The organism is Microbacterium sp. 10L49, assembly GCF_056395125.1.
Genome location: NZ_JBFTIW010000004.1, coordinates 539,738 through 565,348, shown reverse-complemented (window position 1 = coordinate 565,348; position 25,611 = coordinate 539,738). Strand labels below are relative to the sequence as shown.

Below are 25,611 nucleotides of genomic sequence, written 5' to 3'. Positions count from 1 at the left end.
GGAACCATTTGCGCGCTTTGAAACGGGAAGGGGAACCTGCCAGGCTGGGGCCCGCTCAGGGCGCCGCGGACTGAGCGGGCCACGGCTCCTCCCCCGGTCCGGCCGTCTGCACGCCCCAGGCCGCCATGCCGCCGGCGAGGTTGCGCAGCGGGGTGTCCTCTGGGGCGGTCGCTCGCAGCGCATCGATCGCACGGGCCGAGCGGATCCCGGACTGACAGGTGACGACGATGTCGCGTCCGTCCGCGGCGGCCTCGCCCAGCCCCGCGGCGAGCGCAGGCCAGCCGTCGGCGAGGATACGGTCGAGCGGCACGTGCACGGATCCCGGGATCGACGCCGCCGCCCGCTCCGTGGACGTGCGCACGTCGACCACGACGAGACCGCCCGCCCCGGCGCGCAGGCGCACGCCCACCTCGCCCGCGGAGATGTCCTCGAGGCGATCCTCCGGCAGCGCCGCCGCCGCGCGACACGCATCTGCGACCGCCTCGAGCCCGGTCACCCGCGGGCGGTCCGGATCCGCCGCGAAACGCAGCTCGTCCCATCTCGCAGTGAGCGCGTCGTACCGGGCGAGCCGTCCGACGAGCGGCTCGCCGATCCCGCAGACGAGCTTGAGGGCCTCCACGGCCATCGCCGATCCGACCACGCCGCAGAGCGCGCCGAACACGCCTCCGGTCGCGCAGTCGAGGGACTCGTCATCGGGAAGCTCGGGGAACAGATCCCGGAGCATCGGCCCGCGACCGGGCCAGAACACGCTCATCTGGCCGGCGAAGCGCAGGATCCCGGCCCACACCACGGGGGTGCCGGTGAACTCCGCCGCGTCGTTGCAGAGGTACCGGGTGGCGAAGTTGTCGCTGCCGTCGAGCACGAGATCGTGCGCCGCGAAGAGCGCGAGCACATTGTCCGGACCGAGCCGTTCGACCCGTGCGACCACCTGCACCACGGCGTCCCGAGCCGCCACGGCTTCCCGCACCGATTCGGCCTTGGGACGACCGACATCGCTCTCGGTGTGCAGCACCTGTCGCTGCAGGTTCGTGCGCTCCACCCGGTCGTCGTCGACCACGGTGATCCGGCCGATGCCGGCCGCGGCGAGGTACTGGATCGCGGGGGCGCCCAATCCGCCGGCGCCGATCACCAGCACGCGGGCGGCGGCGATGCGGCGCTGCCCTTCCACGCCGACCCCCGGGAGGGCGAGGTGCCGGGCGAACCGCGCGGCCCGCGCCGGAGGCAATTCGGGGCCTGGCTCCACCAGGGGTGGCAGCGCAGCCGGCCCAACCGCATCAGCCGACCCGACCACATCGTCCGCGACGGCGGCGCCGACGGCGGCCGGCGTCACAGGTCCGCCTCCGACGGGCGGCGTGCGATGAGCCCCTCGCCGCCCGACGAGGCGAGGGCGAGCGGTCGCTTCGGGATCCGCCCCGCCGCGCGCGCCAGCCGCCCCGCCTCGACGGCGGCGCGCATCGCCCTCGCCATCGCCGCGGGGTCGTGCGCGCGGGTGACGGCGCTCGCGAGCAGCACCGCGTCCACGCCGAGCTCCATGGCCAGCGCGGCGTCCGACGCGGTGCCGACCCCGGCGTCGAGCACGATCGGCACCCCCGCGCGGTCCACGATCGTCGCGATGTTGTGCGGATTCAGGATGCCCAGACCGCTGCCGATCGGCGACCCGGCGGGCATCACCGCGGCGACGCCCACGTCCTCCAGACGGCGAGCCAGTGCGGGGTCGTCGTTCGTGTAGGCGAACACGCGGAAACCATCGGCGGTGAGCTCCTCCGCGGCCCGGAACAGCTCCACCGGATCCGGCAGCAGCGTCTCCTCGTCGGCGATCACCTCGAGCTTGACCCAATCGGTCTCGAGCGCGTCGCGGGCCAGCTGCGCGGTCAGCACGGCGTCGCGGGCGGTGTAGCAGCCGGCGGTGTTCGGCAGGGCGCGCACGCCCAGCCGCTCCAGCAGCGCGAACACGGAGTCGCGTCCCTCCGGGGAGAACCGGCGGATCGCGACGGTGGTGATCTCGGTGCCCGAGGCCAGGAGCGCCTGCTCCAGCAGTGCGAGGCTGGTCGCGCCTCCCGTCCCCATGATGAGACGGGAGGAGAACCGCTCCCCCGCGACGAGGAACGGATCCGTCTCCGCGGGCAGGTCCGCAGCGAGGTCGGGACGCGCGCGGGTGGTGTCGATCGCGGTCATGACGGTCAGCCGCCCTGCACCGCGGTGACGACCTCGACCTCGTCGCCATCGGCGAGAGTGCGCACGGACCAGCCGGTGCGCGGCACGACGGAGCCGGCGATCGCCGCGGCGACGCCGAGGCGTCCGCCGTCGGCGCGCGTGCCGTCGGCGCGGAGCTCGCGCCCGGTGACCTGCGCCACCAGGTCGAGCAGAGACGATCCGGCCGCGACGGCACGCGGGGCGCCGTTCAGCCGGATCGTGGGGGCAATGGAGGTGTCGGTCATCATCGGCCTTTCTTCGGAGGATGCGGGATACGCGGGAGGGGACCTGCAGAGGCACCGGCGACGCCGGCACCGGCGCGGGGCGCCGAGTGCACGGCGAGGTCCGGGCGCACGACGGACGAGGTGTTCAGGCGACGCTGAGAGCAGAGGCGACGGTGGCATCCGCCACGCCGGTGCCGCCGAAGCGGAACGGATCCAGCGCCGCCGAGAAGGCCGGGGCGACATCTCGCCCTTCGACCAGGTCCGCACCGAGCTCAGCGGCCAACGGCGTCAGCAGCACGCCATGCCGGTCGAACCCGGTGGCGACGACCAGCCCGGGCGCGACACGGCCGAGCAGCGGCACGGCGTCGGGGCTGCCGGGGCGAGCCCGGGCGAGCACCTCGACGACCTCGCACTCCGCGATGCCGGGCAGGATCCGCTCCGCGTCGCGCAGCAGCGCGAGCACTCCACCGGCCTGCACGCCCTCGACGCCGCCCTCGCGCACGGTGGCGCCGAGCACGAGCTCGCCGTCCTCGCGCGGCACGAGGTACACGGCGGAGCCCCGGACCAGTCCGCGGACCGTGTGCGTGAGCAGCGGGCGGATCGCATCCGGCACCCGCAGGCGCAGGATGTCACCCCATACGGGCCGCAGCGGCAGCCGCGGCACTCCGTCGATCAGCGTCGCACCCAGGCCGGCGGCCACGAGCACCTCGTCGGCAACCGCGCGTTCGCCGGATGCCGACCGGATCCCGGTCGCACGTCCGGAGCCGGGCTCGCGTTCGACGGCGGCCACCGCGTCCAGGCGCACCCGCGAGCCGAGCTCGGCGAGCAGCGCGGCAGTGACCAGGCGCGGGTCGACCTGATGATCCTCGGAGACGAGCAGTCCCCCGGACACGGCGGGGGCGAACGCGGGCTCGAGCTCCCGCGCCTCCGATCCGGTGATCCTCCGCACGGCGCCTCCGCGCAGCGTGGCGAGTTCGGCGAGCGTCGCCCGGTCAGCGGCGTCGACGCCGACCGCCAGTGTGGCGGTGCGGCGGTGGCCTGTGCCGAGCCCGGTGCGCTCCTCGAGGGCGGCGACGAAGGCCGGGTACCGCGCCGCCGCCTCTGCCAGCAGCGGATGCAGGGCGTCCTGACCCCAGGCGAGCTCGGTGGTCGGAGCGAGCATCCCGGCGGCGGCGCGGCTCGCCCCCGCCGCCGGGGCAGGGTCGAACACGGTCACCTCGTGCCCGCGTCGAAGCAGTTCGGAAGCGCTGGCGAGGCCGATGATCCCGGCGCCGACGACGATGATGCGCATGGCTGTGCCCTTTCCTACGACGGTATGACCCGTATCAGGTTCAGCGGTCGGCACGTGGCCCTCTCAGCCCCTCTGGGCTCCCGCGGACCCCTCCACCCTAGGGGGTCGTGACGACGGTGATGCACCGATGCCGCCTCCGTGACGGCGCGACTGGCGCATTCATAGGCCTGCGCGGCAGGATGAGGGCATGACGTTCCCCGCCCTCGCGCCCCTCGCCGACCGCGCCGCGCTGTTCGCCGCCCTCCGCCAGGACCAGCTGGTCACCGCGACCGCCGCCCTGGGCGAGCACCGCTGGGACGTCGACCTTGCAGCGGGCACCCTCACCTTCACGTCGGAGACCGATCCGAGCCGCCAGCTCGTCGCGCGGGCATCGCTCGTCGCCACGATCGCCCCGGGACCCCGTTCGCTGATGTGGGCCTGGGCGCACCCGCAGGGCGGATCCGATCCGTCCGTCGCCGGCCTCCGCGACTACGGCACGACCTATTCGATCGATGCGCTGTCCAATCCGGAGCTGCCGTTCCCGGCCGAGATCGACGCGGACCTGGACGGCTGGATCGCCGGCGTCGCGCATCAGGTCGGCGCGATCGCCGAGGAGATCACCGGACGCTCGCCGTACTACTCCGCCCCGGTCGGCAGCGGCACGCGCGCCGTGTTCCTGCTGGACGCAGCCCTTCCGCCGCTCACGGTCGCCGACGCCGTCGTCGCCCTGCCTCGGATCCTGTCCGAGCTGACGCTCTCCGACGCGCGCTCCTCCGTGTGGGATCTGGCCCGGCTCGCCGGCTGGAACATGCAGTGGGCCGATGAGGCGTACTCGGCGGCGGTCGTCAGCGATGCGAGCGGCAGCGCCACGTTCCGCTTCGACGAGTACGCCCGGATCGCGGGCATCGAGTCGCAGCTCGGGCAGGCCCCGCAGGCCTGATCCGGGCGCTGCGAAGCACCCGGAGATGCGTTCGGCCTCGCGCGTCGCGGTGGCCCTCGCCGTCGCCGTCGCCGCGCTGCTGCTGTCCGCCGGCCCGGCCTGGGCGCATGTGACCACGGTCGCGTATGCCGACCTCACCGCGACCGGCCCGAGCGATGTCCGAGTCGAGTTCGACCTCCAGTACGAGCTGCTCAGCGCGTCCGCCGCCAAGGCGCAGGACGACCCCGCGCTCTTCGCCACTGCCATCGAGCACCCTCGGCCGGGCGCGGAGAACCAGGTGCTCGCCGACCACGCCGCCGCCATCCTCGCGTACACCACGAAACGATTCACCGTTGCGGTCGACGGCGGCTCGGTCTGTGCACCGCATCCTGACGGCCCCGCGGTGTTCCACACCAGGGACGCGACCGATTACGCCCGTTTCGGGATCCGCTATGCGTGCGCGGCCGGCCACGGCGGCGCGTTGGTCGTGCACAGCACGCTGTTCCCCGACGCCGAGGGCATGGTCAGGGACACCAAGACGATCGTGACGTACGCGATCGACGGCCGCAGCGGCAGCGCCGCCCTCGACGCCGCGCACCCGCAGTTCTCGACGGCGCAGCCCTGGACCGCGCGCTTCGCCGAGTTCTTCCTGCTCGGCGCCGAGCACCTGCTGACCGGGATCGACCACATCCTGTTCCTCATCGCGCTCATCATCAGCTCGCGCCGGCTGCGCGACGTGGTCCTCGCCGCGACCTGCTTCACCCTCGCGCACTCGATCACGTTGCTGCTCGCCGCGCTCGGGCTCGTGCACATCGGTGCGAATCTGGTCGAGCCCGCCATCGCGCTGTCGATCGCCGCCGTCGCGGGCTGGCATCTCTGGGAGGAGCGGCTCCGACGCGCGGCGCGACGACGAGGCGAGCCGACGCCGCCGCCGTCCCGCTCGGCCTCGCTCGTGCGACTCGGGATCGTGTTCGGTTTCGGCCTCGTGCACGGGCTCGGCTTCGCGACCGCGCTGAAGATCGACGAGCCGTGGTCCTGGACGCTGCTGTGGTCGCTGCTCGTGTTCAACCTGGGCATCGAGGCGGTGCAGCTGGCCGTCATCCTCGTGGTCTTCCCGCCGCTCCTGCTGCTGCGCCGCCGCATGCCCCGCACGGCGACCGTGCTGGGCATCGCCGTCACCGCCGTGGTGCTCCTGTTCGGCCTGCTCTGGTTCGCGATGCGGGTCCTCGGCCTGCCGGGAACCCCCTGAGCCGCCGAGGGCGACGCCGTCAGCGGCCGAGCCGCTGACGCGCTGTGTTCCTCCCCGCACCGACGGGCCCGTGGGCCGTGGCTGCGGCGAGCCCGAAGAGCGGCATGTCGGCATAGATCGCCTCCATCTCCCCCGCCGGCACCTGGTAGGTCTCGTGCCAGACGCCGACACTGCCGGATCCGAGCAGCGTGCGCATGAAGTCGCGCCAGGGCTGCAGGTGCGGCGCGTCGCGATCCGCGGCGAAGCACTGCAGGTGCTCCGGGCTCTCCCAGTACGAGAGCAGGATCGTCGTGCGGCCCAGCCAGCTCTCGCAGCCGAGCATGCCTGTCTCCGGATGCTGCGCGAGATGGCGGAGCATCTTCGGCATCTGCCGCGCCACGCGCTGCACGCGGCCCAGCTGCCACCACTTGTTCGCACGCATCCCGATCACGAAGACCGTGATGTCACTGCGATCCACGACGGCCGTGTACCGGCCGGGAAAGACCTGCCGACCCATCATCGCTCCTTTCGAACGTTGTTATAGAACGTCGTTACAGAACGACGTTACGGTAGAGTCGCGTCCATGGCAAGACCCATCACCCACGATGCGAACCTGCGTTCCCGGCTCATCGAGGTCGCCTCGGCGATGATCGACCGCGACGGGCCTGAGCGCTTCTCCGTGCGCGAGGCGGCGCTCAGCGCAGAGACCTCGACCTCCGCCGTCTACACCCTGTTCGGCAGCAAGGCGGACCTGATCACCGCCGTGATCGCGGACTCGTTCGCGTCGTTCGCGCAGGCGCAGCACGAAGCAGAGGCCGGCGGCCTGCGAGCCCTCGGCGAGGCGTATCGGGCCTGGGCGCTGCAGCACCCCGATCGCTACCGGCTCATGTTCAGCGGCGCGATCGCCGGGGCCGCCCACGGCGCGACGGACGGCGGCAGCGGTCCGGACCCGGATCCGGAGCTGGACGCCCTCCTTCCCCTCGCACGCACGCTCACGGGGGTCGGCCGTGTCGATGAGGGGGTCGATCTGCGCAGCACTCTCGCGGTATGGGCGCAGGTGCACGGTGCGGTCAGTCTCGAACTGGCCGGCGTCGCACCGCCGTGGATCGACGCCGACGCCGTCTACGCGTCCGTGCTCGACACGATCGCCGCGGTGCACCCGGGGCGCTGACGCACTCGCGCCGAGCCGGCCGGGCCGGGCCGCCCGAAACCGGCTGAGCAGAGCCGGGCATCCGCCCCACCCCTGCCCATCCGACCAGGGCAGCGGGCCCCGGACCCGATTCCGTGACAGTCTGGACGCATGAGGAATCTGATCGTGCGGTTCGCATCGCTCTACGTCTTCAACGTGGTCGTGCTGCTCGTCATCGGGTGGCTGACACCCGCCAGAGTCGGCCTGCATGCGCTCTGGGCATCGGTGATCCTGACCCTGGCGGCACTCTTCCTCAAGCCGCTGCTGCAGAGGGTCGCGTCGTCGATGTCCGCCGGCGGCACCAAGGTCGTGCAGTACCTGGCCGTATTCGTGGTCGAGTTCGTCATCTGGCTGCTCACCGTCTGGCTCAGCGGCGTGCGCGCAGGCAACGTCTGGGGCTGGATCCTGCCGCCGCTGATCCTTCTGGTCGGCTGGGTGGTCTACGACCAGGTCGACGATGCACTGACACGCAAGACCGGCGAGCTGTATGACGCCGCCGGGGCGAAGATCGCCGGATCCCGCTCCGCATCCGCGTCCGAGACGGCTTCGGCTCCCTCCGCCGCGTCCTCCCAGGCGACCGCGGCGGCACGCGAGGAGCTCCAGGACGGCCTCACGCCCGAGCAGCGCCGCATGCTCGACGAGCTCGGCTGAGCCCGCGACCCGCAGACGGAACGGGCGGATCCGACCTGTCGTCGGATCCGCCCGTTCGTCGTCGGTGCGCGTGCGCCGGGGCGCTCAGCCCGCGGCGCGCTCCGCCGCCTCGACCACGTTCGTCATGAGCAGGGCGACCGTCATCGGGCCGACCCCGCCGGGGTTCGGCGAGATCCAGCCGGCCACCTCGGCGACCGCGGGCTCCACGTCTCCGTAGACCTTGTTCTTGCCGGTCTCCGGATCCGTCTCGCGCGTCACGCCCACGTCGAGCACCGCGGCGCCCGGCTTGACGTCTTCCGCCCGGATGAGGTGCTTGACTCCGGCGCCCGCGACGATCACGTCCGCCTCGCGCAGGTACGGCGACATGTCCGGCGTGCCCGTGTGCACCTGGGTGACGGTGGCGTTGATGTCGCGACGCGTGAGCAGCAGCCCCATCGGACGCCCGATCGTGACGCCACGGCCGACGACCACCACATGCTTGCCCTTGAGGTCGTAGTCGTTGCGCAGCAGCAGCTCGATCACGCCGCGCGGCGTGCACGGCAGTGGCGTGCGGATGGGCGCGTTCACGTTGAGCACGAGCCGGCCGAGGTTCGTCGGGTGCAGCCCGTCGGCGTCCTTGGCCGGGTCGATCCGCTCCAGGATCGCGTCGGTGTCGAGGTGCTTCGGCAGGGGCAGCTGCACGATGTAGCCGTGGCAGGACGGATCCGCGTTGAGCTCATCGATGACGGCCTCGACCTCGGCCTGCGTGGCGTCGGCGGGCAGCTCGCGCTGGATCGAGTTCATCCCGATCGCCTCGGACTGCTTGTGCTTCATCCCCACGTACAGCTGCGAGGCCGGGTCGGCCCCGACCAGCACCGTGCCGATGCCGGGAACGATGCCGCGCTCCGCGAGCGCGGCGACCCGCTCGGCCAGCTCCGCCTTGATCTCGGCCGAGGCCGCCTTGCCGTCGAGGATCCGAGCCGTCACTGCACGAGGTCCGGGTAGAGCGGGAAGGCGCCGGCGAGCGCGTCCACGCGGGCGCGCAGCGACTCGACGTCGGCGCCCGGCTGCAGCGCGAGCGCGATCACGTCGGCGACCTCGGTGAACTCGGCGTCGCCGAAGCCGCGGGTCGCGAGCGCGGGCGTGCCGATGCGCAGGCCCGAGGTGACCATCGGCGGACGCGGGTCGTTCGGGACGGCGTTGCGGTTCACCGTGATGTGGATGTCGTGCAGCAGATCCTCGGCCTGCTTGCCGTCGATCTCGGCGTCGCGCAGGTCGACCAGCACGAGGTGCACGTCGGTTCCGCCGGAGCGGACAGCGATGCCCGCGTCCTTCACATCCTGCTGCGAGAGGCGGTCGGCGATGATCGCCGCGCCCCGCAGCACGCGCTCCTGGCGCTCCTTGAACTCCGGGGTGCCGGCGATCTTGAACGCGGTCGCCTTCGCGGCGATCACGTGCATGAGCGGGCCGCCCTGCTGGCCCGGGAAGACAGCGGAGTTGATCTTCTTGGCGATGTCGGCGTCGTTCGTGAGGATGAAGCCCGAGCGGGGGCCGCCGATGGTCTTGTGCACCGTCGAGGAGACGACGTGCGCGTGCGGCACCGGGTTCGGGTGCAGGCCCGCAGCGACGAGTCCGGCGAAGTGCGCCATGTCCACCCAGAGCAGCGCGCCCACCTCGTCGGCGATCTCGCGGAATGCGGCGAAGTCGAGGGTGCGCGGGTAGGCCGACCAGCCCGCGATGATGACCTTGGGCTTGTGCTCGATGGCGAGACGGCGCACCTCGTCCATGTCGATGGTCGAGGTCTCGGGGTTCACGCCGTAGGCGACGATGTCGTAGAGACGCCCGGAGAAGTTGATCTTCATGCCGTGCGTGAGGTGGCCGCCCTGGTCCAGGGACAGGCCGAGCAGGGTGTCGCCGGGGCGGGCGATCGCGTGCAGCACGGCGGCGTTCGCGGTCGCACCGGAGTGCGGCTGGACGTTGGCGAACTCGGCGCCGAACAGCTCCTTCGCACGGGCGATCGCGAGCTCCTCGGCGACGTCGACCTCCTCGCAGCCGCCGTAGTAGCGGCGGCCCGGGTAGCCCTCGGCGTACTTGTTGGTGAGGACGGATCCCTGCGACTGCAGGACGGAGACGGGGACGAAGTTCTCCGAGGCGATCATCTCGAGGAAGGTCTGCTGACGCTTCAGCTCACGGTCGAGGACCTGGGCGATCTCGGGGTCCACCTCGGAAAGAGGCGCATTGAAGAAACGGTCGGTCATGGCATGCTCCTTTGACGGTTGCGAAGAGAGGGGTGCTCATCGGCCCAGGCGCGCGGTCGAATCCATGACGGTCGCTCCCCGGTGGTGACCCACCCAGACGCCAGTCGCGACATCGACGAGCCTACCGGATCGGGATGGGGATCCGGAGGGCGATGACGACGCCCGTCCGTGCGGCACGCCGTGCGCACGGTAAGTTTTGTTCATGGTCCTGCATGATGCACCGTCGCTCATCCCGTTCCCCTCCTCCGTGCGACTCGGCGAAGGATCCGTCCCGCTCGGATCCGTGCGCCTCGACGGCGACCCCGAAGCGGTCGCGCTTCTGCGTGCCGAACTCGGCGCGCTCCTCGGCGCCGATGCGGTGGACGACAGCGGCGGCATGCGGATCACGCTCGGGATCGACCCCGCCCAAGGCTCCGCGGAGGGTTACACGCTCGATGCCGGCGCCGACGGGATCCGCGTCACGGGGCACGACGCCGCCGGTCTCTTCTACGGCACCCGCACCCTCCTGCAGCTGCTGCGCCGCGAAGAGCGCGCCGGCTGGTCCGTGCCGGAGATCCGCATCGAGGACGCTCCGCGCTTCCGTTACCGCGGCGTCATGCTCGACGTCGCGCGCCACTTCTTCTCGGTCGCCGATGTCGAGCGCTGGATCGACCGCGCGGCCTCGCTCAAGTACAACCACCTCCACCTGCACCTCACCGACGACCAGGGCTGGCGCATCGAGATCGAGTCCTGGCCGCTGCTCGCCGAGCGCGGCGGAGCCCGCGAGGTCGGCGGAGGCGCCGGCGGGTTCTACACCCAGCACCAGTACCGCGAGATCGTCGCCTACGCCGCGGCGCGCCACATGATCGTGGTGCCGGAGATCGACCTGCCGGGGCACACCCATGCGGTCGGGGTCGCCTATCCGGAGCTGGTAGCGCTGCCCTCCCTCAGCGACAAGACGATCACCGAATCGACCGCGCTGAACCAGTCCCTCCCGGTGCACGGCGAGCCGTACACCGGCTGGGCCGTCGGGCATTCCTCGGTGCAGATCCACGACGAGAGCACGTATGCCTTCATCACCGACGTGCTCACCGAAGTCGCCGCCCTCACGCCCGGACCGTACCTGCACATCGGCGGCGATGAGTGCCTCGGAACCTCATCCGAGGACTTCGCGCTGTTCTTCGAGCGGGTCAGCCGGATCGCCGCGGCCACGGGCAAGACCCCCATCGCCTGGCACGAGGCCGGCGCCGTCGACGACCTCGCCGAGGGCATGCTCGGGCAGTACTGGGCGGGCGCCGTCCCCGAGGGCGCGCACGGAGAGCATGCCGCGCACTTCGCCCAGCGCGGTGGCGCCCTGATCCTGTCCCCCTCCGACCGGGCGTACCTCGACATGAAGCCGCACGCCGGCTTCCCGCTCGGCCTTGCCTGGGCCGGTGTGGTGCCGCTGCGCACCGCCTACGACTGGGAGCCGACCGCGGTCCTCGACGATGTGCCCGCCGATGCGATCCTCGGCGTCGAGGCGCCGCTGTGGACCGAGACCGTGTCGAGCCTCGCCGATGCCGACCGCCTCGCCTTCCCGCGCATCGCCGCGCAGGCGGAGATCGGATGGTCGGCGCAGAATGGACCGGAGCGATCCTGGCCCTCGTTCCGGGCCAGGCTCGCGCGGCTGATCCCCGTGTGGGAGTCTTCGGGCATCGCCGTCGACCGCACCGCGCTGGACGACGAGACCACTCCGGAGCCGGACGGCATCCCGCAGCCCGTCACCGCCGCATTCGCCCCGAGCTTCGAGGAGACCGCATGACCGCCCGCACCGAGAGTTCCGTACGGGGATCCCTCGTCATCCACTCCGCCCGTATCGTCTCCGGCGGATCGATCGTCGAGGACGGCTGGGTGCGGTTCGAGGACGGGTCCGTCGCAGCGCGCGGCACCGGATCCGACTGGGTGCCGGCGGACATCGTCGTGGACGCACGCGAGACGGCGGGCCACGGCGCGATCCTCACCCCCGGCTTCGTCGACATCCACGGGCACGGCGGCGCGAACGCGGCCTTCGACGACGGCGTGGACGCGATCCGCACCGCCCGCGCGATGCACCGCACGCATGGCACGACGCGCGCCGTCGTCTCGCTGATCACCGCGACCCTGGACGAGCTGGGCGCCCGTGTCGGCATGGTCGCCGACCTCATGCAGACCGACCACGATCTGCTCGGTTCGCATCTGGAGGGTCCGTTCCTCGACCCCGGGCACATGGGCGCCCACGATCCGGCGCTGCTGCGTGCTCCTGCCGCGGCCGACGTGCAGCGTCTGCTCGACGCCGGCCGCGGCACGGTCCGCCAGGTCACTCTGGCTCCCGAGCTCGAGGGCGGCCTGGAGGCGATCCGCCTCGTCGTCGCCGCGGGCGTCGCGGCCGCGGTCGGTCACACCGACGCCGACGACGACACGATGCGCGCCGCATTCGATGCCGGCGCGACGATCCTCACCCATGCGTTCAACGCCATGCGTCCGGTGCACCACCGCAATCCCGGGCCGGTGCTCACCGCCGCGCGCGACGAGCGCGTCACGCTGGAGGCGATCGCCGACAACATCCACCTGCACCCGCACGTCATCAAGCTCGTGTTCGACGAGGCGCCGGAACGGGTCGCACTGGTCACGGATGCGATGGCGGCAGCCGGATCCGCGGACGGCGACTACATGCTGGGCTCGCTGCACGTCACCGTGCTCGACGGCGTGGCGAGGGTGGACAGCGGCTCGATCGCCGGCTCCACGCTCACGCAGGACGTGGCGCTGCGCCGCGCCGTGGAGGCCGGCGTGCCGCTCGCCGACACCGTGCTCGCACTGACCCGCACGCCCGCGCGTGCCATCGGCGTCGCAGACGAGCTGGGCGAGCTCGAGCCCGGACTGCTCGCGGACGCGGTGCTGCTGACCGCCGGACTCGACGTGGCGACCGTGTGGACCGGCGCGCCGCTGCGGCGCTGACCGCGAGGCCGTCGATCAGGGCGGGGCCGCCGCTCCCCAGCGGCAGCCCCCTCCCGTGTTCCCCAGATCCTCTGTTACCCGATCAGAGGTCCCCGTGTCAGAGCGGGTCGGCCCGGAACTCCTCCCCCGAGGTGCCGGGCCGACCCCGCCGACGGATCCCCATCCGCCGGAGCCTGTGCTCGCCGCCCCCCGGTGGCCCACTCAGACTGTCTCTGACTGGAGAGATGGGGATAGCGCGGATCCATTACGCGACTTCGCAAGATTTCTTCAGAAAAGTTCTGACACGCTGTCTCACGCGCCTCGGCACCGAGTCCGACGCGCGAGGCCCCTGACGAGGACCGGCTATTTCGTTCGCACCCTGGCGTGTTCGCCCTTCAGGGTGAAGAATGGATATTCCGCGTGATGAGAACCTGGGGTCTGCGTCTCTTCTGATGAGAACGCTTCCGACCTGAGAACCGAGAGATGACCGACCACACCGTTTCACCGAACGATGCCGCGCCCGAATCGGCGCGCAGCGATGCCGACCTCGTGCTGCGCAGCCGCTCGGGCGATGCCGGCGCCTACGCCGAGCTGTGGCGTCGGCACTACGCATCGGGCATCTCGGTGGCACGGTCCATCACGAGCACGTTCGACGCGGACGACCTCGTGCAGGAGGCCTTCGCCCGGATCTATCAGGCCATCCAGAAGGGCGGAGGCCCCGTCGGGTCCTTCCGCGCCTATCTGTTCACCAGCATCCGCAACACCGCGGCCGGCTGGGGCCGCGCACGGCGCGAGGCTCCGATCGATGAGCTCGACACCGTCGCGGATCCCTCCTCGACCGAGCAGGCCGCGAACGACGCCCTCGACCACAGCCTCTCCGCCAAGGCCTTCCGCAGCCTCCCTTCGCGCTGGCAGGAGGTGCTCTGGTACTCCGAGATCGAGCAGATGAAGCCGGCCGAGATCGCGCCGCTGATCGGCATGACGGCCGGAGCGACCGCGCAGCTCGCCTTCCGGGCGCGTGAGGGTCTGCGCGAGGCATGGATCCAGGCCCATCTGAGCACCGCCGAGGCCGGTTCCGTCTGCGAGTGGACCATCGAGCGCCTCGGCGCCTATTCGCGCGGCAATCTCGGGGCACGCGACCGCGGCAAGCTGGAGAATCATCTCGGCGAGTGCGCACGCTGCCTGATCGTCGCCGCCGAGGCCAAGGAGGTCTCGCACCGCCTCGCGTTCGTGCTGCTGCCGCTGGTGCTCGGCATCGGCGGGTCCGGCGCCTACCTCGCGACGCTGCAGAGCGGATCCGCTCCGGTCGTCGCCCTTGCCGCGATGCCCTCGAGCGTCGTGCAGGGCGCCGTCCTCGCCGGGTCTGCCGGTGTCGGCGCGGCCGCGCACGGCGCAGGGGCCGCGGCAGGCGGGGCCTCGGCGGCCTCGGGCGGCGGATCCGGCTCGTCCGGCGGCGCCGTCGCGGGCTTCGGCGTGCTGGTCGGCGCGGGCTCGGCGGCCCTGGTGATCGCCGGCGCGATCGTCGCTGCGGCCGTGGTACCCGGGCTCACCGCGCACCCCGCCTCCACCTCGGCGCCGTCCGCCTCCGATCAGGGCCAATCGGGCATCGTCGCGCAGGTGTCCCCGCCGTCCAGCGCACCTGTCACGCCGCCCGCCCCGGTAGACCCGGCTCCGGATCCGGCGCCGCGACCGGAGAAGCCGAAGACCGTCGTGAACGTCCCGGTCGAGGTTCCTCCGACCGAGCCCGCCAGCGACGTCGCCCCCGTCGTTCCCCCCGTGGAACCCACTCCGCCGAGCGATGGCACGGACCCCGGGACCGATCCGGGCACAGGACCTGGAACCGGCCCCGGAACGGACCCGGGCACCGACCCCGGAACGGATCCCGGTACCGATCCGGGCACCGACCCCGGAACGGATCCCGGTACCGATCCGGGCACCGACCCCGGAACGGATCCCGGCCCCTCGACTCCGCCGGCCTCCAAGCCCGTGCTCGGCGACGCCACCGTTGCCTGCGAGTTCCAGTTGGTGTACTTGAAGGACATTTCGGTCACGGTTCCCGTCCAGGGTGTCCCCGGCGCGACCGTACAGGCGACGTTCGACAACGCCGAGTCGCCGATCGACTCCACCGTCCTCGACGTCAATGGCGATGGCGTCGTCGTGCTGCACCCGACTTTCAGCCAGGTCGTGAGCGGCAAGACCGTCACCTTCGCGTACGTCCTCGGTGCTCAAGTCGGCGGATCCACCTCGTTCGAGTTCGACCGGTACAACTTGGAAGGCTGGGCGCAGTGCCTTCTCGGCGCCAAGGACGCGACCGCCCCAGCGGGGAGCCTGACGTCCGGCGTCGAGACACCGACAGCGACGCCGGGGGATGCCCTGCCGGTGACCGCACCGGCTTCGGAGCCGTCCGATCTCGCGACCGCGCCGACTGAGCCAGCGACCGCCGTGACGGCGGACTCGATCAGTCCGGCACTGACAGAGCCAGCAGCCCCCGAGCCAGGGCCTTCTCCGACAACACTGGCCACGACGTCGCCGACGTCACCGACCCCGGCCGAGCCGGTCGTCCCCGCCGCGGTCGTCCCTACGCCCGGCGCGTAGACTTGTCGGCATGTCCGCCGACACCCCCACCCAGACCTCCGGAACGGCCACCCCGCTTCCCCTGCAGCAGGGTGTACTCCCCCGCGCGACCGCGCTCGACGTCGTGCGCGTGATCGTCCTGGTCGCCGCGCTCGCGTCGCTCGTGCTGTGGGGCCTCGCCGCGTGGACCCTGCCGTGGAACCTCGTCGCCGCGATCGGCGCGCCGGTGATCACGCTGCTGCTGTGGGCGCTGTTCCTCTCGCCGCGCCCGGTGCTGGTCGTGCACCCGTTCGTGCGCGCCGCCGTCGAACTCCTCCTCTACGCCGCTGTGACCGTCGCCTGGTGGACGATGGGACAGGCCTGGATCGGACTCGGCTTCGCCGTCGTCGCGGTCGCCACGGGACTCATGGCCGGCCGCCGCGCCCTGTCCTGAGGCCGCCGGTGCCCGTCACCGTCCTGGACCGGCTCCGCATCGCGCTGGGCGACCGCGTCGACACGACGGATGCCGCGCTCGACGCCGCCCGCGCCGATCGATCCGGGCATGCCTCGCCGTCCGTTCCTCTCGCCGTGGTGCACGCCGAATCGACGTCCGACGTGCAGGCGACGCTTCGCATCGCGCAGGAGACCCGCACGCCTGTCGTGGTGCGCGGGGCGGGCACCGGGCTCGCAGGCGCCGCGATCGCCGGCGCCGGCGAGATCGTGCTGTCCACTCTGCGCATGCGCCGTGTGCTCGAGATCCGCCCCGACGATCTCCTCGCCGTGGTGGAACCCGGGATCCTCAACGCCGAGCTCGATGCGCTCCTCGCCGAACACGGCCTGTGGTGGCCGCCCGACCCCGCCAGCCGCGACATCTCCACGATCGGCGGCAACATCGCCACAGGCGCGGGCGGGCTGCTGTGCGCGAAGTACGGCGTCGTGCGCGATGCCGTGCTGGCGCTCGACCTCGTGCTCGCCGACGGTCGCCTGCTGCACCTCGGACACCGCAGCGTGAAGGGCGTGACGGGCCTCGACCTCACGTCGCTCGTGATCGGGTCCGAGGGCCGGCTCGGCGTGATCGTCGGCGCCACCCTGAAGCTGCGCCGCGTCGTGCCCGGCACCCCGTGCACGATCGTCGCGACCTTCCCCGCCGTCCGCGACGCGGCCCGCGGATCCGCGGCCGTCACCGCCTCGGGCGCCGAGCCCGCGATCATGGAGCTCATGGACGCGCGCTCCCTCGCCGCCGTGCACGCGCTGCTCGGGCTGGAGCCGCCGCTCGAGGGCGTGGCGCAACTGACGATCCAGACCGACGGACGCTCGGCCGCGGTCGAGGCGGAGCAGATCGCCGCGGTGCTGCGCGGGGCCGGCGGCACCGTGACGGTGACCGACGACCCCGTCGAGGGCGAGGAGCTGCTGCGGGTCCGTCGATCGATGCACGCCGCCATGGCGGCCCTGGGCACCACCCTCATCGAAGACGTCTCCGTGCCGCGCAGCGCGCTGCCGGCGATGTTCGACGAGATCGCGCGCATCGAGCAGGAGTACGGGATCGAGATCCCCACGGTCGCGCACGCCGGCGACGGCAACCTGCATCCGAACTTCATCGTGCAGAGCCCGGAGATCCCTGAGCGGATCTGGCAGGCCGCCGACGACCTGTTCCGTGCTGCCATGCGCCTGGGCGGCACGCTCACCGGCGAACACGGCATCGGAATACTGAAGAGCCGCTGGCTCGCCGAGGAGCTCGGAGAGGACCAGTGGGAGCTGCAGCGCGAGATCGTGCGGGCGTTCGATCCGACAGGAATACTCGCCCCTGGCAGGGTCTACGCGCCCCGCACCACCGAGCCCGACACCGCAGCGCCGAACGACGCGGTGCAGCATGACATGGAGGATCCCCATGCCTGACATCCACGTCTCGGCCGCGATCATCACCGACGCCGCGGGGCGCGTGCTGGTCGTGCGCAAGCAGGGCACCGAGCGGTTCATGCAGCCGGGCGGCAAGCCCGAGGCCGGCGAGACTGCCGCGCAGACCCTCGCACGCGAGCTGCACGAGGAACTGGGGCTGCGCATCGACGAGGACGCGCTGCGCCCGCTCGGCGTGTTCGTCTCCGCGGCTGCGAACGAGCCCGGTCATCGCGTGGTCGCGACCGCATTCGCCACGACCGCCGAGCCCGGCGACGTGCAGGTGCAGGCCGAGCTCGCCGAGTTGCGGTGGATCACCCCGGCCGATGCGGAGTCGCTGCCGCTCGCCCCGCTCAGCGAGGAGCACCTGCTCCCCCTGGCATGGCCGGATCTCGCCCGCTGAACTCGCGCCCGCCGGTCAGATGCCCTGCCAGGCCGGCTTGTTCGCGAAGGTGTAGCGGTAGTAGTCCGCGAGCGTGAGCTTCGACGCCGCGGCCTCGTCCACGACCACCGTGGCGTGCGGGTGCAGCTGGATCGCCGTGGCCGGCACCAAGGCCGACAGCGGCCCTTCGACGGCGTCGGCGATGGCCTGCGCCTTGCCCTCGCCATAAGCGAGCAGCACGAGGTGGCGCGCCTCCAGGATCGTGCCGAGCCCCTGGGTGATGCAGTGCATCGGGACGTCGTCCGGGGAGTCGAAGAAGCGCGCGTTGTCCTCCCGGGTCTGCTCGGTGAGGGTCTTCACCCTGGTGCGCGACGCGAACGAGCTGCCGGGCTCGTTGAACCCGATGTGGCCGTCGGTGCCGATGCCGAGCAGCTGCAGGTCGACCCCGCCCGCCGCCCGGATCTTGGCGTCGTACTCGGCCCCGGCGTGCTCGATGCCGTCCTCGGATCCGTCCGGCACGTGCACGAGCGCCGGCGTCAGGCCGAGCGGCTGAACGACCTCGCGCGTGATCACGGAACGGTAGCTCTCCGGGTGCGAGGGGTCGATGCCCACATACTCGTCCAGCGCGAAGCCGCGAACGCGCGACACGTCGAGGCCGGCGAGTCGCGTGCGCAGTGCCGAGTAGACCGGCAGTGGGGTGGATCCGGTCGCGAGTCCGAGCACCGCATCGGAGCGGCGCGCGATGAGTCGGGCGATCTCGGCGGCGACCAGTTCGCCGGCGGCGGTGGAGTTCTCGACGATGACGACTTCGGCCATGGGGTGCTCCCTCTAGGTGTCGGTGGCGTGGATTCGGATGTGCGGGTTCGAGGCGGTGCGGTGATCAGACGAGTTCGGCGGGCAGGCGGGCGGCCCCGACGAGCGCGGCCCCGAGCGCTGCCGCAGGGGATCCGAGCGGCAGCAGTTCGACTCTCCGGTCCAACCGCAGCGAGCCGATGAACGGCGATTCCGCACCCTCCTGGCGCAGCCGGCGCACGAGGTCGTCCAGCAGGCGGTCGCCGAGGGCGGTGACCCCGCCGCCGATCACGACGGTCTCGACGTCGGCGCTGAGCACGAGGCTGCGGACCGCGGAGGCCGCGCCGAACGCGATGCCCTCGCGCAGCTCCAGGGCGAACGCGTCGCCGTCCTCCGCAAGGTCGAAGATGTCGCGGAGCGGAAGATCGCCGCCGCGCGCCCAGGCCTTGGTCACGGCGCCTCCGCCGCAGAAGGTCTCGATGCAGCCGCGCTGCCCGCAGCCGCACACCCGCCCGCGGGGATCCACGGAGAGATGCCCGACCTCCCCGGCCGTACCGTGCGCGCCGCGCCAGAGAGCCCCGTCGATGACGATCCCCGCGGCGACCCCGGTGCCCAGGTTCAGGTAGGCCATCGAGTGGGCGTCGCCGCGCAGTGACCCGGCGCCGAGGGCCGCCGCCTTCACGTCGTTCTCCACGGAGACGGGGACGGGCAGGCGGATGCGCACGGCCTCGGCGAGATTCAGGTCGGTCACGCCGAGGTTCACCGCGTGCAGCACGCGGCCCGCATCGGCATCGATGAGACCGGGGATGCCGATGCCGACCGATGCCACGTCCGAAACCGGGAAGCCGCCCTCGCCGGCGAGCGCGTCGACGGCGTCGTGCACGGCGGTGACGACGGCGTGATCGCCCCATCCCGTGGGGATGCGGGTGCGCGCGAGGATCGCGCCGTCGGCGGCGAGAGCGAGCGCGTCGATCTTGGTTCCGCCGACGTCGAGGCCGACGCGGATCGCGCTCACGAGACGCCCAGCTGGCCCGACAGGACCATGACGGCGGCTCCGCGCAGCACGATGTCGTCCTGCGCGGTGAGCCGGATCGCGACGTCGTCGAAGACGCCCTCCAGCGTGCGCTCGGTCAGCGTGCGCGTGGCTGCGTCGATGAGCGTGCCGGCGAGCAGATCCGCAGGTCCCGACAGCACGATCTCGGAGAGGTCGAGCGCGGCGACGATGGGCGCGATGGCGACGCCGAGCCGTGTTCCGGCCTCACGCAGCACCTGCTCCTCGGCTGCAGGGTCCTCGGCGATGCGCGCGCGCAGTTGGGATGCGCTCAGCCAGGCCTCCAGGCATCCCTCCTTGCCGCACGCGCAGCGCGGCCCGCCGTCGGTGCCGACGACGACGTGGCCGATCTCGCCCGCCGCGTAGCGGCTGCCCACGAGGGGCTGGCTGTCCGAGATCAGGCCTGCCCCGACGCCGCGGCCGATCTTGATCAGCAGCATGTCCGGACGAGCCTGGCCGAAGGTGTACTCGGCGAGCACCGCGGCGTTCGCGTCGTTGCGCACCAGCACCGGCAGGTCCAGGGCCGCGCTGAGCAGCCGCTCGAGCGGGAAATCGCTCCAGTCCAGATTGGGCGAGTTCAGCACGACCCCATCGGGCCGGACGATTCCCGGAGCACCGACGCCGATGCCGAGCACCGGCACGGTGGACAGCTCGACCAACTCCGCAGCGAGGGAGCGGACCGCCTCGTACGCGGCCGCGCCGCCGTTCGGGCGGGGCACCTCGCGTCGCTCGAGCACCACGCCGTCCAGGCTCATCAGCGCACCCTCGAAGGCGCCCGGACCGGAGAGGTCGAGGCCGACGATGCGATGACCGTCGCGATCGATGTCGATGAGGATGGGCGGCTTACCCGGGCCGGTGGTCTCGCGGATGCCCTTCTCCACGACGATGCCGTCGTGGATGAACTCGCCGACCAGGTCGGAGATCGTCACGCGGGTGAGGCCGGTCTCCCGGGAGAGGTCGGCGCGGCTCATGGCGCCGGAGTGATACAGCGTCTGCAGCACCAGGGCGCGATTGTGTCCGCGCGCGTGCTCGGGGAGCACCTTGGTGCTCGTGCGCAGCTTGCGCGCGGACCCGAAGCGATGCGGGCTGGACCCGCTCTCCGCGTTCATCGGGCGACGCTGCTCATCCGTGGGGCCATGTTTGTTAGTACACCTTACGAACGGGTGAAAATCAAGCCCGGTCGCGCGCGTCGCGAACCGGGTCTCCTCGAACGTTACCGGATCCTGGCTCGTTCACCCCAAGTTTTCCCGCGCGCGGCGCTGTACGACGAGGCCCCGGGGCCGCTGATCCCGCGCACCTCCGTCCGTCCATGTGCTTCCGTTGCCGTTTTGTGATATGGCATCCCGTATCCTTGAAAGACTGACAACGCTGAAGGGCAAGGGGGGTGTGCACGTGACGGATCTGGTGACGGCAGCGGGGGCTCCGACCGAGGAGAACACGATCGTCGACGGCACGGATGCGACCGCAGAGGCCGCCGCCGGAGACGGCGCGGGCGATCGCCCTGTGGAGTGGGCGCCCGCCGATGAGCCTCCGCGCAAGAAGCGCCACGTCGGCCGCTGGGTCGGCATCGGCCTCGGCGTGCTCGTCCTGGGCCTGGGCGCCGCGTCGACGATCCTCATCGCCCCCGGCACCGCGATCGCCGGTGTGCAGGTCGGCGGAATGACGCCCGGCGCCGCGGCAGAGGCCGTCAGCAACCACATCGGCGCCATGCAGGTGACACTGACCGGCGAGGGCGACGGCAAGCACGTCAGCGGATCCGACCTGGGCGCGCATGTCGACGCGACCAAGCTCGCCGACAAGGCCTTCGCCGAGCGCCCGATGTGGAACATCACGAGCTGGATGTCCGCCCCGATCCCCGGCACCATCACCCTCGACGAGCGCGCCGCCGAACACGCGCTGCGCGCGCAGGTCCCCACGGTCTATCGGGACGCCACCGATGCCACGGTCGCCTTCCACGGCACCGGCTACGCGGCGACTCCCGCGAAGGACGGTTCCGGCATCGACCTCAAGGCCCTCACGGCGGCGATCTCGTCAGCCGCCGAGAAGGGGCGCAGCTCGCTCACGTTCGAGGCGAACGCGGCGCCGGTCGCCCCCGCCATCAGCGATAAGACCGCCGCCGCCACGGTCACCGAGCTCAACACCCTGCTCTCCACGATCGGCTTCTACGTCGGCACGGAGCGCACGGTCCCCGTGGACCCGGCCACAGCCGCCAGCTGGCTCACCCTCACGCCCGACGACGGCAAGCTCGCGATCACCGCGGATCGTACCGCCATCCAGAAGAGCATCGACACGCTCGCGGCGACGGTCAACCGCGCGCCTGTCAACGCCACCACGGTCGTGAACTCCTCGGGCGAGGTGCTCGCCGACATCACCCCCGGTGTGACCGGCCGCCAGCTCGGTGACATGTCGGGGGCGGCGGCGACGTTCGCCGCGCAGATCGCGAAGGGCAACGGCACCCTCACTCTCCCGGTCACAGACACGCCCTTCAGCTCCACGACGCTGCTGCGCAAGATCGACGTCAACCTCAGCACCGAGACCGTGACGGTCACCGAGAACGGCAACGTGGTCGACTCCTGGTTGGTCTCCTCGGGCCGCGAGGGCTTCGCGACGCACACCGGGTCGTTCGCGGTGAACTGGAAGCTCGAGACCCAGAACATGGGCAACACCGACCTCACCAAGGCGCCGTACTACTACCAGCCCGACGTCAAGTGGATCATGTACTTCAACGGTGACGAGGCCCTGCACGGCGTGTACTGGCACGACAACTGGGGCAGCCCGATGAGCCACGGCTGCGTCGGCATGCCGGAGTGGCGCGCCGAGTGGCTGTTCGACTGGAGCCCGCAGGGCACCGAGGTCAACGTGCACTACTGATCCGGATCCGGATCTCTCGTCCGGACGGGGCTCGTCGCATCGCGCGGCGGGCCCCTTCTCGTGCCCGGCGCGACGCGATGCGACGGCTCGCCGGACGGAATGACGAAGGGGGCGGATGCCGCAGCATCCGCCCCCTTCGTCGTGCTGTCAGCTCAGGCCGTCGATGACCGCGTTCAGCGTCGCCGACGGACGCATGATCTTCGCCACGAGGGCGCCGTCGGGGCGGTAGTAGCCGCCGATCTCGGCAGGCTTGCCCTGCACCGCGGTGAGCTCGGAGACGATGCGCTCCTCATCCGCGGCGAGCGCGGCGGCGACCGGCGCGAACGCGGCCGCGAGCTCGGCGTCCTCGGTCTGCTTCGCCAGCTCCTGCGCCCAGTACAGGGCGAGGTAGAAGTGGCTGCCGCGGTTGTCGATCGTGCCGAGAGCGCGGCCCGGCGAACGGTCGTTCTCGAGGAACGTGCCCGTCGCGGCGTCGAGCGTCTTCGCCAGGATCGCGGCCTTGGCGTTGCCCGTGCGGTCGGCGAAGTGCTCGAACGACGCGGCGAGCGCGAAGAACTCACCCAGCGAGTCCCACCGCAGGTAGTTCTCCTCGACGAGCTGCTGCACGTGCTTCGGGGCGGATCCACCCGCACCGGTCTCGAACAGCCCGCCGCCGGCGAGCAGCGGGACGATGCTCAGCATCTTCGCGCTGGTGCCGACCTCGAGGATCGGGAACAGGTCGGTGAGGTAGTCGCGCAGCACGTTGCCCGTGACCGAGATGGTGTCCTCGCCCTTGCGCATCCGGGCGAGCGAATAGCGCGTCGCCTCCTCCGGGGTGAGGATCTCGATCGTCAGGCCGTCGGTGTCGTAGTCCTTGAGGTACTCGGTCACCTTGGCGATGAGCGCGGCGTCGTGCGAGCGCTCCGGGTTCAGCCAGAAGACGGCGGGCGCTCCGGTGGCGCGGGCTCGGCTGACGGCGAGCTTGACCCAGTCGCGCACGGGGACGTCCTTGGTCTGCGTGGCGCGCCAGATGTCGCCCGCGTGCACCTCGTGCTCCAGCACGACATCGCCCGCCGAGGTGAGGACCTGGACGCGCCCGTCGGCGGCGATCTCGAAGGTCTTGTCGTGGCTGCCGTACTCCTCGGCCGCCTGGGCCATGAGGCCGACGTTCGGCACGGTCCCGATCGTCGCCGGGTCCAGCGGGCCGTTCGCGATGACATCCTCGATCGTGGCCTGGTAGACGCCGGCGTACGACGAGTCCGGGATGACGGCGAGGGTGTCGTCCTCTCCGCCATCCTTGCCCCAGAGCTTGCCCCCGTTGCGGACGAGGGCGGGCATCGAGGCGTCGACGATCACGTCGCTCGGGACGTGCAGGTTGGTGATGCCCTTGTCCGAGTTGACGTAGCTCAGGCGCGGGCCGTTCTCCATCGCCGCCGCGAATGCCGCCGCGATCTCCTCGCCGCCCTCGATGCCGGCGAGTCCGGCGAGGATGGAACCGAGCCCGTCGTTGGCGGTCAGGCCCGCCGCGGCGAGCTTGTCGCCGTACTGGGCGAAGACGTCCGCGAAGTAGGCGCGCACGACGTGGCCGAAGATGATCGGATCCGAGACCTTCATCATCGTCGCCTTGAGGTGCACCGAGTAGAGCACGTCTTCCGCCTTCGCCTCGGCGAGGGTCTCGGCGAGGAAGGCGTCGAGGGCCGCGGCGTTCAGGAAGGTCGCATCGACGATCTCGCCCGGGAGGACCTTGAGGTTCTCCTTGAGGACGGTGACCTGCCCGTCGGCGGAGACGTGCTGGATGGTGAGCACGTCATCGCCCGGGGAGACCCAGCTGCGCTCGTTCGCCTTGAAGTCGTCGTGTCCGAGCGTCGCGACATGCGTCTTGGATCCGGCGGCGAAGGCCTTGTTGCGGTGCGGGTGCTTCTTCGCGTAGTTCTTCACCGCGAGCGGGGCGCGGCGGTCGCTGTTGCCCTCGCGCAGCACCGGGTTCACGGCGGAGCCCTTGATGCGGTCGTACCGGGCGCGGATGTCCTTCTCCTCGACCGTCGTCGCGTCGTCCGGGTAGTCCGGGACGTCGAAGCCCTGCTTCTGCAGCTCGGCGATCGCCGCCTTGAGCTGCGGGATGGAGGCCGAGATGTTCGGGAGCTTGATGATGTTCGCCTCGGGCGTCGTAGCGAGCCCGCCGAGTTCGGCGAGCGCGTCGCCCACGGCCTGGCCGGCGCTCAGGCGCTCCGGGAACGTCGCGAGGATCCGACCTGCGAGCGAGATGTCGCGGGTCTCGATGTCGACGCCCGCCTGGTGGGCGTAGGCCTGGACGATCGGCAGCAGTGAGGCGGTGGCCAGTGCCGGCGCCTCGTCCGTGTAGGTGTAGATGATGGCGTCGTCGGTCACCGGGGTCTCCGTTTCACGCAGGAAGGGTTTCAGACAGCGGCCTCGCGCGATGCGCGCGCGGGGTATCGCGCGGATTTGTCTCGATACCAAGATACCTGCCCTCGGTCGGTTCCCGAGCGAGGTTCGTCGGTTCCTGCACGCGCGTGCGCCCGGCCCCATCCGCACGCCCGGTGCCGCGCAGATGAACTTATCCCCACGTTTCGGCTCGGACCGTCACGAGGCCCATCCAGGGTTTAGCCTGTTGTCCATGACGGAACTGCGACTGGTCGAACTGTCCGCGGCGACGATCGTCGCCGTCAACAACCTCTCCCTCAAGCCCGGGCAGGAGCAGTACCTCGCGCCCGTCTCGTACGGGATCGCAGCGACCGTCATGAATCCGCAGACGAGCTGGCAGCGGGTCGTGCTGGACGGCGACGAGGTCGTCGGCTTCGTCAGCGCCAACTTCGATCCCGATGCCCCGGAGGAGCACTTCCGCTCCGTGCTGTGGCGCATCAACGTGGACGCCGACGACCAGGGGCGCGGCGTCGGCCGGTTCGCCGTGGAGAGCCTCATTGCCGAGGCCCGTGCACGCGGCTTCCAGCACCTGAACGTGATCTACGAGGCGGGCACGGGAGGCCCCGAGGCGTTCTTCGAACGCGTCGGTTTCACGCCGGTCGGCCAGACCGAATACGCCGAAGTCATCGCAGAGATCCGCTTCTGACCCCGGCGCGCCCGGTTCTGCACCCCGGCGCGCCCGCGACACGCGTACGCTGTGATCGGCGGCGGGGTTTCGAATCCCCTCCCCCATCGAAGCCCCGTCGTCTTCTCTCCCCGATGAGCAGGCGAACCGGACGTCGCCGCCCTGTGGACCGTTGCCTGTC

At 71.5% G+C, this 25,611-nt stretch carries 23 protein-coding genes and 2 riboswitches; of the genes, 12 read left to right on the top strand and 11 right to left on the bottom strand.

Annotation, left to right across the window (positions count from 1 at the left end):
* Positions 1-55 precede the first annotated feature (55 nt).
* The 4 genes from AC1DCT_RS15625 to thiO all read right to left on the bottom strand — a co-directional run bounded on the left by AC1DCT_RS15625 (position 56) and on the right by thiO (position 3,708).
* Entirely contained in the window at positions 56-1,330 is a 1,275-nt protein-coding gene (locus tag AC1DCT_RS15625; protein WP_477430251.1) for a ThiF family adenylyltransferase, read from the bottom strand.
* Complete coding sequence (locus tag AC1DCT_RS15620) at positions 1,327-2,067, bottom strand: thiazole synthase (RefSeq protein WP_477430507.1); 741 nt, start codon at positions 2,065-2,067, stop codon at positions 1,327-1,329. The genes AC1DCT_RS15625 and AC1DCT_RS15620 overlap by 4 nt, the downstream gene beginning before the upstream one ends.
* Positions 2,068-2,180: 113 nt before the next feature.
* The gene (gene thiS, locus AC1DCT_RS15615) at positions 2,181-2,441 is read right to left on the bottom strand and encodes a sulfur carrier protein ThiS (protein ID WP_441978289.1); all 261 of its coding nucleotides are present in this window, start codon (positions 2,439-2,441) and stop codon (positions 2,181-2,183) included.
* Positions 2,442-2,562: 121 nt separating this feature from the next.
* On the bottom strand, positions 2,563-3,708 hold the full coding sequence (gene thiO / locus AC1DCT_RS15610) for a glycine oxidase ThiO (RefSeq protein ID WP_477230970.1): 1,146 nt from the start codon (positions 3,706-3,708) through the stop codon (positions 2,563-2,565).
* Positions 3,702-3,802, bottom strand: a riboswitch (TPP riboswitch). (Overlaps the previous gene by 7 nt.)
* Positions 3,803-3,895: 93 nt before the next feature.
* Here thiO and AC1DCT_RS15605 point away from each other — a divergent pair.
* Positions 3,896-4,627, top strand: a complete 732-nt coding sequence (locus AC1DCT_RS15605; protein WP_477430249.1) for a DUF6882 domain-containing protein — start codon at positions 3,896-3,898, stop codon at positions 4,625-4,627.
* Between the two features lie 25 nt (positions 4,628-4,652).
* Complete coding sequence (locus AC1DCT_RS15600) at positions 4,653-5,855, top strand: HupE/UreJ family protein (protein WP_477430247.1); 1,203 nt, start codon at positions 4,653-4,655, stop codon at positions 5,853-5,855.
* 19 nt (positions 5,856-5,874) lie between these two features.
* Here AC1DCT_RS15600 and AC1DCT_RS15595 read toward each other — a convergent pair whose 3' ends face one another.
* A complete protein-coding gene (locus AC1DCT_RS15595) occupies positions 5,875-6,354 on the bottom strand; it encodes a DUF4188 domain-containing protein (protein ID WP_477430245.1) in 480 nt (159 codons plus the stop codon).
* 63 nt (positions 6,355-6,417) lie between these two features.
* On the opposite strand from AC1DCT_RS15595, the gene AC1DCT_RS15590 reads away from it, so the two are divergent.
* Positions 6,418-7,005: a TetR/AcrR family transcriptional regulator gene (locus tag AC1DCT_RS15590; RefSeq protein ID WP_440733486.1), complete on the top strand. Its 588-nt coding sequence runs from the start codon at positions 6,418-6,420 to the stop codon at positions 7,003-7,005.
* 129 nt (positions 7,006-7,134) lie between these two features.
* A complete protein-coding gene (locus AC1DCT_RS15585; protein ID WP_477430243.1) occupies positions 7,135-7,674 on the top strand; it encodes a hypothetical protein in 540 nt (179 codons plus the stop codon).
* A gap of 84 nt (positions 7,675-7,758) precedes the next feature.
* Here AC1DCT_RS15585 and AC1DCT_RS15580 read toward each other — a convergent pair whose 3' ends face one another.
* Positions 7,759-8,640 carry a bifunctional methylenetetrahydrofolate dehydrogenase/methenyltetrahydrofolate cyclohydrolase gene (locus AC1DCT_RS15580; protein ID WP_477430241.1) on the bottom strand — a complete coding sequence of 294 codons (882 nt, stop codon included), beginning with the start codon at positions 8,638-8,640 and terminating at the stop codon, positions 7,759-7,761.
* Positions 8,637-9,911, bottom strand: coding sequence for a serine hydroxymethyltransferase (gene glyA / locus AC1DCT_RS15575; protein ID WP_440733489.1), 1,275 nt, complete (start codon positions 9,909-9,911; stop codon positions 8,637-8,639). Before glyA ends, AC1DCT_RS15580 begins: the two co-directional genes overlap by 4 nt.
* Positions 9,912-9,946: 35 nt before the next feature.
* Positions 9,947-10,029, bottom strand: a riboswitch (ZMP/ZTP riboswitch).
* A gap of 84 nt (positions 10,030-10,113) precedes the next feature.
* Between glyA and AC1DCT_RS15570 the strand changes: the two genes are divergently transcribed.
* From AC1DCT_RS15570 to AC1DCT_RS15545, 6 genes are all read left to right on the top strand, one after another.
* The gene (locus tag AC1DCT_RS15570; RefSeq protein ID WP_477430239.1) at positions 10,114-11,691 is read left to right on the top strand and encodes a beta-N-acetylhexosaminidase; all 1,578 of its coding nucleotides are present in this window, start codon (positions 10,114-10,116) and stop codon (positions 11,689-11,691) included.
* The gene (gene nagA, locus AC1DCT_RS15565; protein ID WP_477430237.1) at positions 11,688-12,863 is read left to right on the top strand and encodes an N-acetylglucosamine-6-phosphate deacetylase; all 1,176 of its coding nucleotides are present in this window, start codon (positions 11,688-11,690) and stop codon (positions 12,861-12,863) included. Before AC1DCT_RS15570 ends, nagA begins: the two co-directional genes overlap by 4 nt.
* Before the next feature lie 462 nt (positions 12,864-13,325).
* Positions 13,326-15,437 carry a sigma-70 family RNA polymerase sigma factor gene (locus AC1DCT_RS15560; protein WP_477430235.1) on the top strand — a complete coding sequence of 704 codons (2,112 nt, stop codon included), beginning with the start codon at positions 13,326-13,328 and terminating at the stop codon, positions 15,435-15,437.
* 10 nt (positions 15,438-15,447) lie between these two features.
* Positions 15,448-15,849: a YrdB family protein gene (locus tag AC1DCT_RS15555; RefSeq protein WP_477230977.1), complete on the top strand. Its 402-nt coding sequence runs from the start codon at positions 15,448-15,450 to the stop codon at positions 15,847-15,849.
* Between the two features lie 8 nt (positions 15,850-15,857).
* Complete coding sequence (locus tag AC1DCT_RS15550; protein WP_477430233.1) at positions 15,858-17,291, top strand: FAD-binding oxidoreductase; 1,434 nt, start codon at positions 15,858-15,860, stop codon at positions 17,289-17,291.
* Complete coding sequence (locus AC1DCT_RS15545; RefSeq protein WP_477430231.1) at positions 17,284-17,691, top strand: NUDIX hydrolase; 408 nt, start codon at positions 17,284-17,286, stop codon at positions 17,689-17,691. Before AC1DCT_RS15550 ends, AC1DCT_RS15545 begins: the two co-directional genes overlap by 8 nt.
* A gap of 15 nt (positions 17,692-17,706) precedes the next feature.
* On the opposite strand, the gene AC1DCT_RS15540 is transcribed toward AC1DCT_RS15545, so the two are convergent.
* The 3 genes from AC1DCT_RS15540 to AC1DCT_RS15530 form a co-directional block, all read right to left on the bottom strand.
* Positions 17,707-18,486 (bottom strand): glucosamine-6-phosphate deaminase, encoded by a 780-nt coding sequence (locus AC1DCT_RS15540; RefSeq protein WP_440733496.1) that lies wholly within the window; start codon positions 18,484-18,486, stop codon positions 17,707-17,709.
* A 64-nt stretch (positions 18,487-18,550) separates the two neighbouring features.
* Positions 18,551-19,477 carry an ROK family protein gene (locus AC1DCT_RS15535; protein ID WP_477430229.1) on the bottom strand — a complete coding sequence of 309 codons (927 nt, stop codon included), beginning with the start codon at positions 19,475-19,477 and terminating at the stop codon, positions 18,551-18,553.
* A complete protein-coding gene (locus AC1DCT_RS15530) occupies positions 19,474-20,622 on the bottom strand; it encodes an ROK family transcriptional regulator (RefSeq protein WP_440733498.1) in 1,149 nt (382 codons plus the stop codon). The genes AC1DCT_RS15535 and AC1DCT_RS15530 overlap by 4 nt, the downstream gene beginning before the upstream one ends.
* Positions 20,623-20,905: 283 nt before the next feature.
* Between AC1DCT_RS15530 and AC1DCT_RS15525 the strand changes: the two genes are divergently transcribed.
* Positions 20,906-22,384 (top strand): L,D-transpeptidase family protein, encoded by a 1,479-nt coding sequence (locus tag AC1DCT_RS15525; RefSeq protein WP_441978274.1) that lies wholly within the window; start codon positions 20,906-20,908, stop codon positions 22,382-22,384.
* A gap of 147 nt (positions 22,385-22,531) precedes the next feature.
* Here AC1DCT_RS15525 and AC1DCT_RS15520 read toward each other — a convergent pair whose 3' ends face one another.
* Complete coding sequence (locus tag AC1DCT_RS15520; protein WP_477430227.1) at positions 22,532-24,751, bottom strand: NADP-dependent isocitrate dehydrogenase; 2,220 nt, start codon at positions 24,749-24,751, stop codon at positions 22,532-22,534.
* A 247-nt stretch (positions 24,752-24,998) separates the two neighbouring features.
* Between AC1DCT_RS15520 and AC1DCT_RS15515 the strand changes: the two genes are divergently transcribed.
* Positions 24,999-25,451, top strand: a complete 453-nt coding sequence (locus tag AC1DCT_RS15515) for a GNAT family N-acetyltransferase (RefSeq protein WP_440733501.1) — start codon at positions 24,999-25,001, stop codon at positions 25,449-25,451.
* The last annotated feature ends 160 nt before the right edge of the window (positions 25,452-25,611 follow it).

Bases quoted from the DNA above. Each gene is read 5' to 3' on its own strand.
- AC1DCT_RS15620 (WP_477430507.1), bottom strand. From the start codon at position 2,067: ATGGGGACGGGAGGCGCGACCAGCCTCGCACTGCTGGAGCAGGCGCTC.
- thiS (WP_441978289.1), bottom strand. From the start codon at position 2,441: ATGATGACCGACACCTCCATTGCCCCCACGATCCGGCTGAACGGCGCC.
- thiO (WP_477230970.1), bottom strand. From the start codon at position 3,708: ATGCGCATCATCGTCGTCGGCGCCGGGATCATCGGCCTCGCCAGCGCT.
- AC1DCT_RS15605 (WP_477430249.1), top strand. From the start codon at position 3,896: ATGACGTTCCCCGCCCTCGCGCCCCTCGCCGACCGCGCCGCGCTGTTC.
- AC1DCT_RS15600 (WP_477430247.1), top strand. From the start codon at position 4,653: ATGCGTTCGGCCTCGCGCGTCGCGGTGGCCCTCGCCGTCGCCGTCGCC.
- AC1DCT_RS15595 (WP_477430245.1), bottom strand. From the start codon at position 6,354: ATGATGGGTCGGCAGGTCTTTCCCGGCCGGTACACGGCCGTCGTGGAT.
- AC1DCT_RS15590 (WP_440733486.1), top strand. From the start codon at position 6,418: ATGGCAAGACCCATCACCCACGATGCGAACCTGCGTTCCCGGCTCATC.
- AC1DCT_RS15585 (WP_477430243.1), top strand. From the start codon at position 7,135: ATGAGGAATCTGATCGTGCGGTTCGCATCGCTCTACGTCTTCAACGTG.
- glyA (WP_440733489.1), bottom strand. From the start codon at position 9,911: ATGACCGACCGTTTCTTCAATGCGCCTCTTTCCGAGGTGGACCCCGAG.
- AC1DCT_RS15570 (WP_477430239.1), top strand. From the start codon at position 10,114: ATGGTCCTGCATGATGCACCGTCGCTCATCCCGTTCCCCTCCTCCGTG.
- nagA (WP_477430237.1), top strand. From the start codon at position 11,688: ATGACCGCCCGCACCGAGAGTTCCGTACGGGGATCCCTCGTCATCCAC.
- AC1DCT_RS15560 (WP_477430235.1), top strand. From the start codon at position 13,326: ATGACCGACCACACCGTTTCACCGAACGATGCCGCGCCCGAATCGGCG.
- AC1DCT_RS15555 (WP_477230977.1), top strand. From the start codon at position 15,448: ATGTCCGCCGACACCCCCACCCAGACCTCCGGAACGGCCACCCCGCTT.
- AC1DCT_RS15545 (WP_477430231.1), top strand. From the start codon at position 17,284: ATGCCTGACATCCACGTCTCGGCCGCGATCATCACCGACGCCGCGGGG.
- AC1DCT_RS15540 (WP_440733496.1), bottom strand. From the start codon at position 18,486: ATGGCCGAAGTCGTCATCGTCGAGAACTCCACCGCCGCCGGCGAACTG.
- AC1DCT_RS15530 (WP_440733498.1), bottom strand. From the start codon at position 20,622: ATGAACGCGGAGAGCGGGTCCAGCCCGCATCGCTTCGGGTCCGCGCGC.
- AC1DCT_RS15515 (WP_440733501.1), top strand. From the start codon at position 24,999: ATGACGGAACTGCGACTGGTCGAACTGTCCGCGGCGACGATCGTCGCC.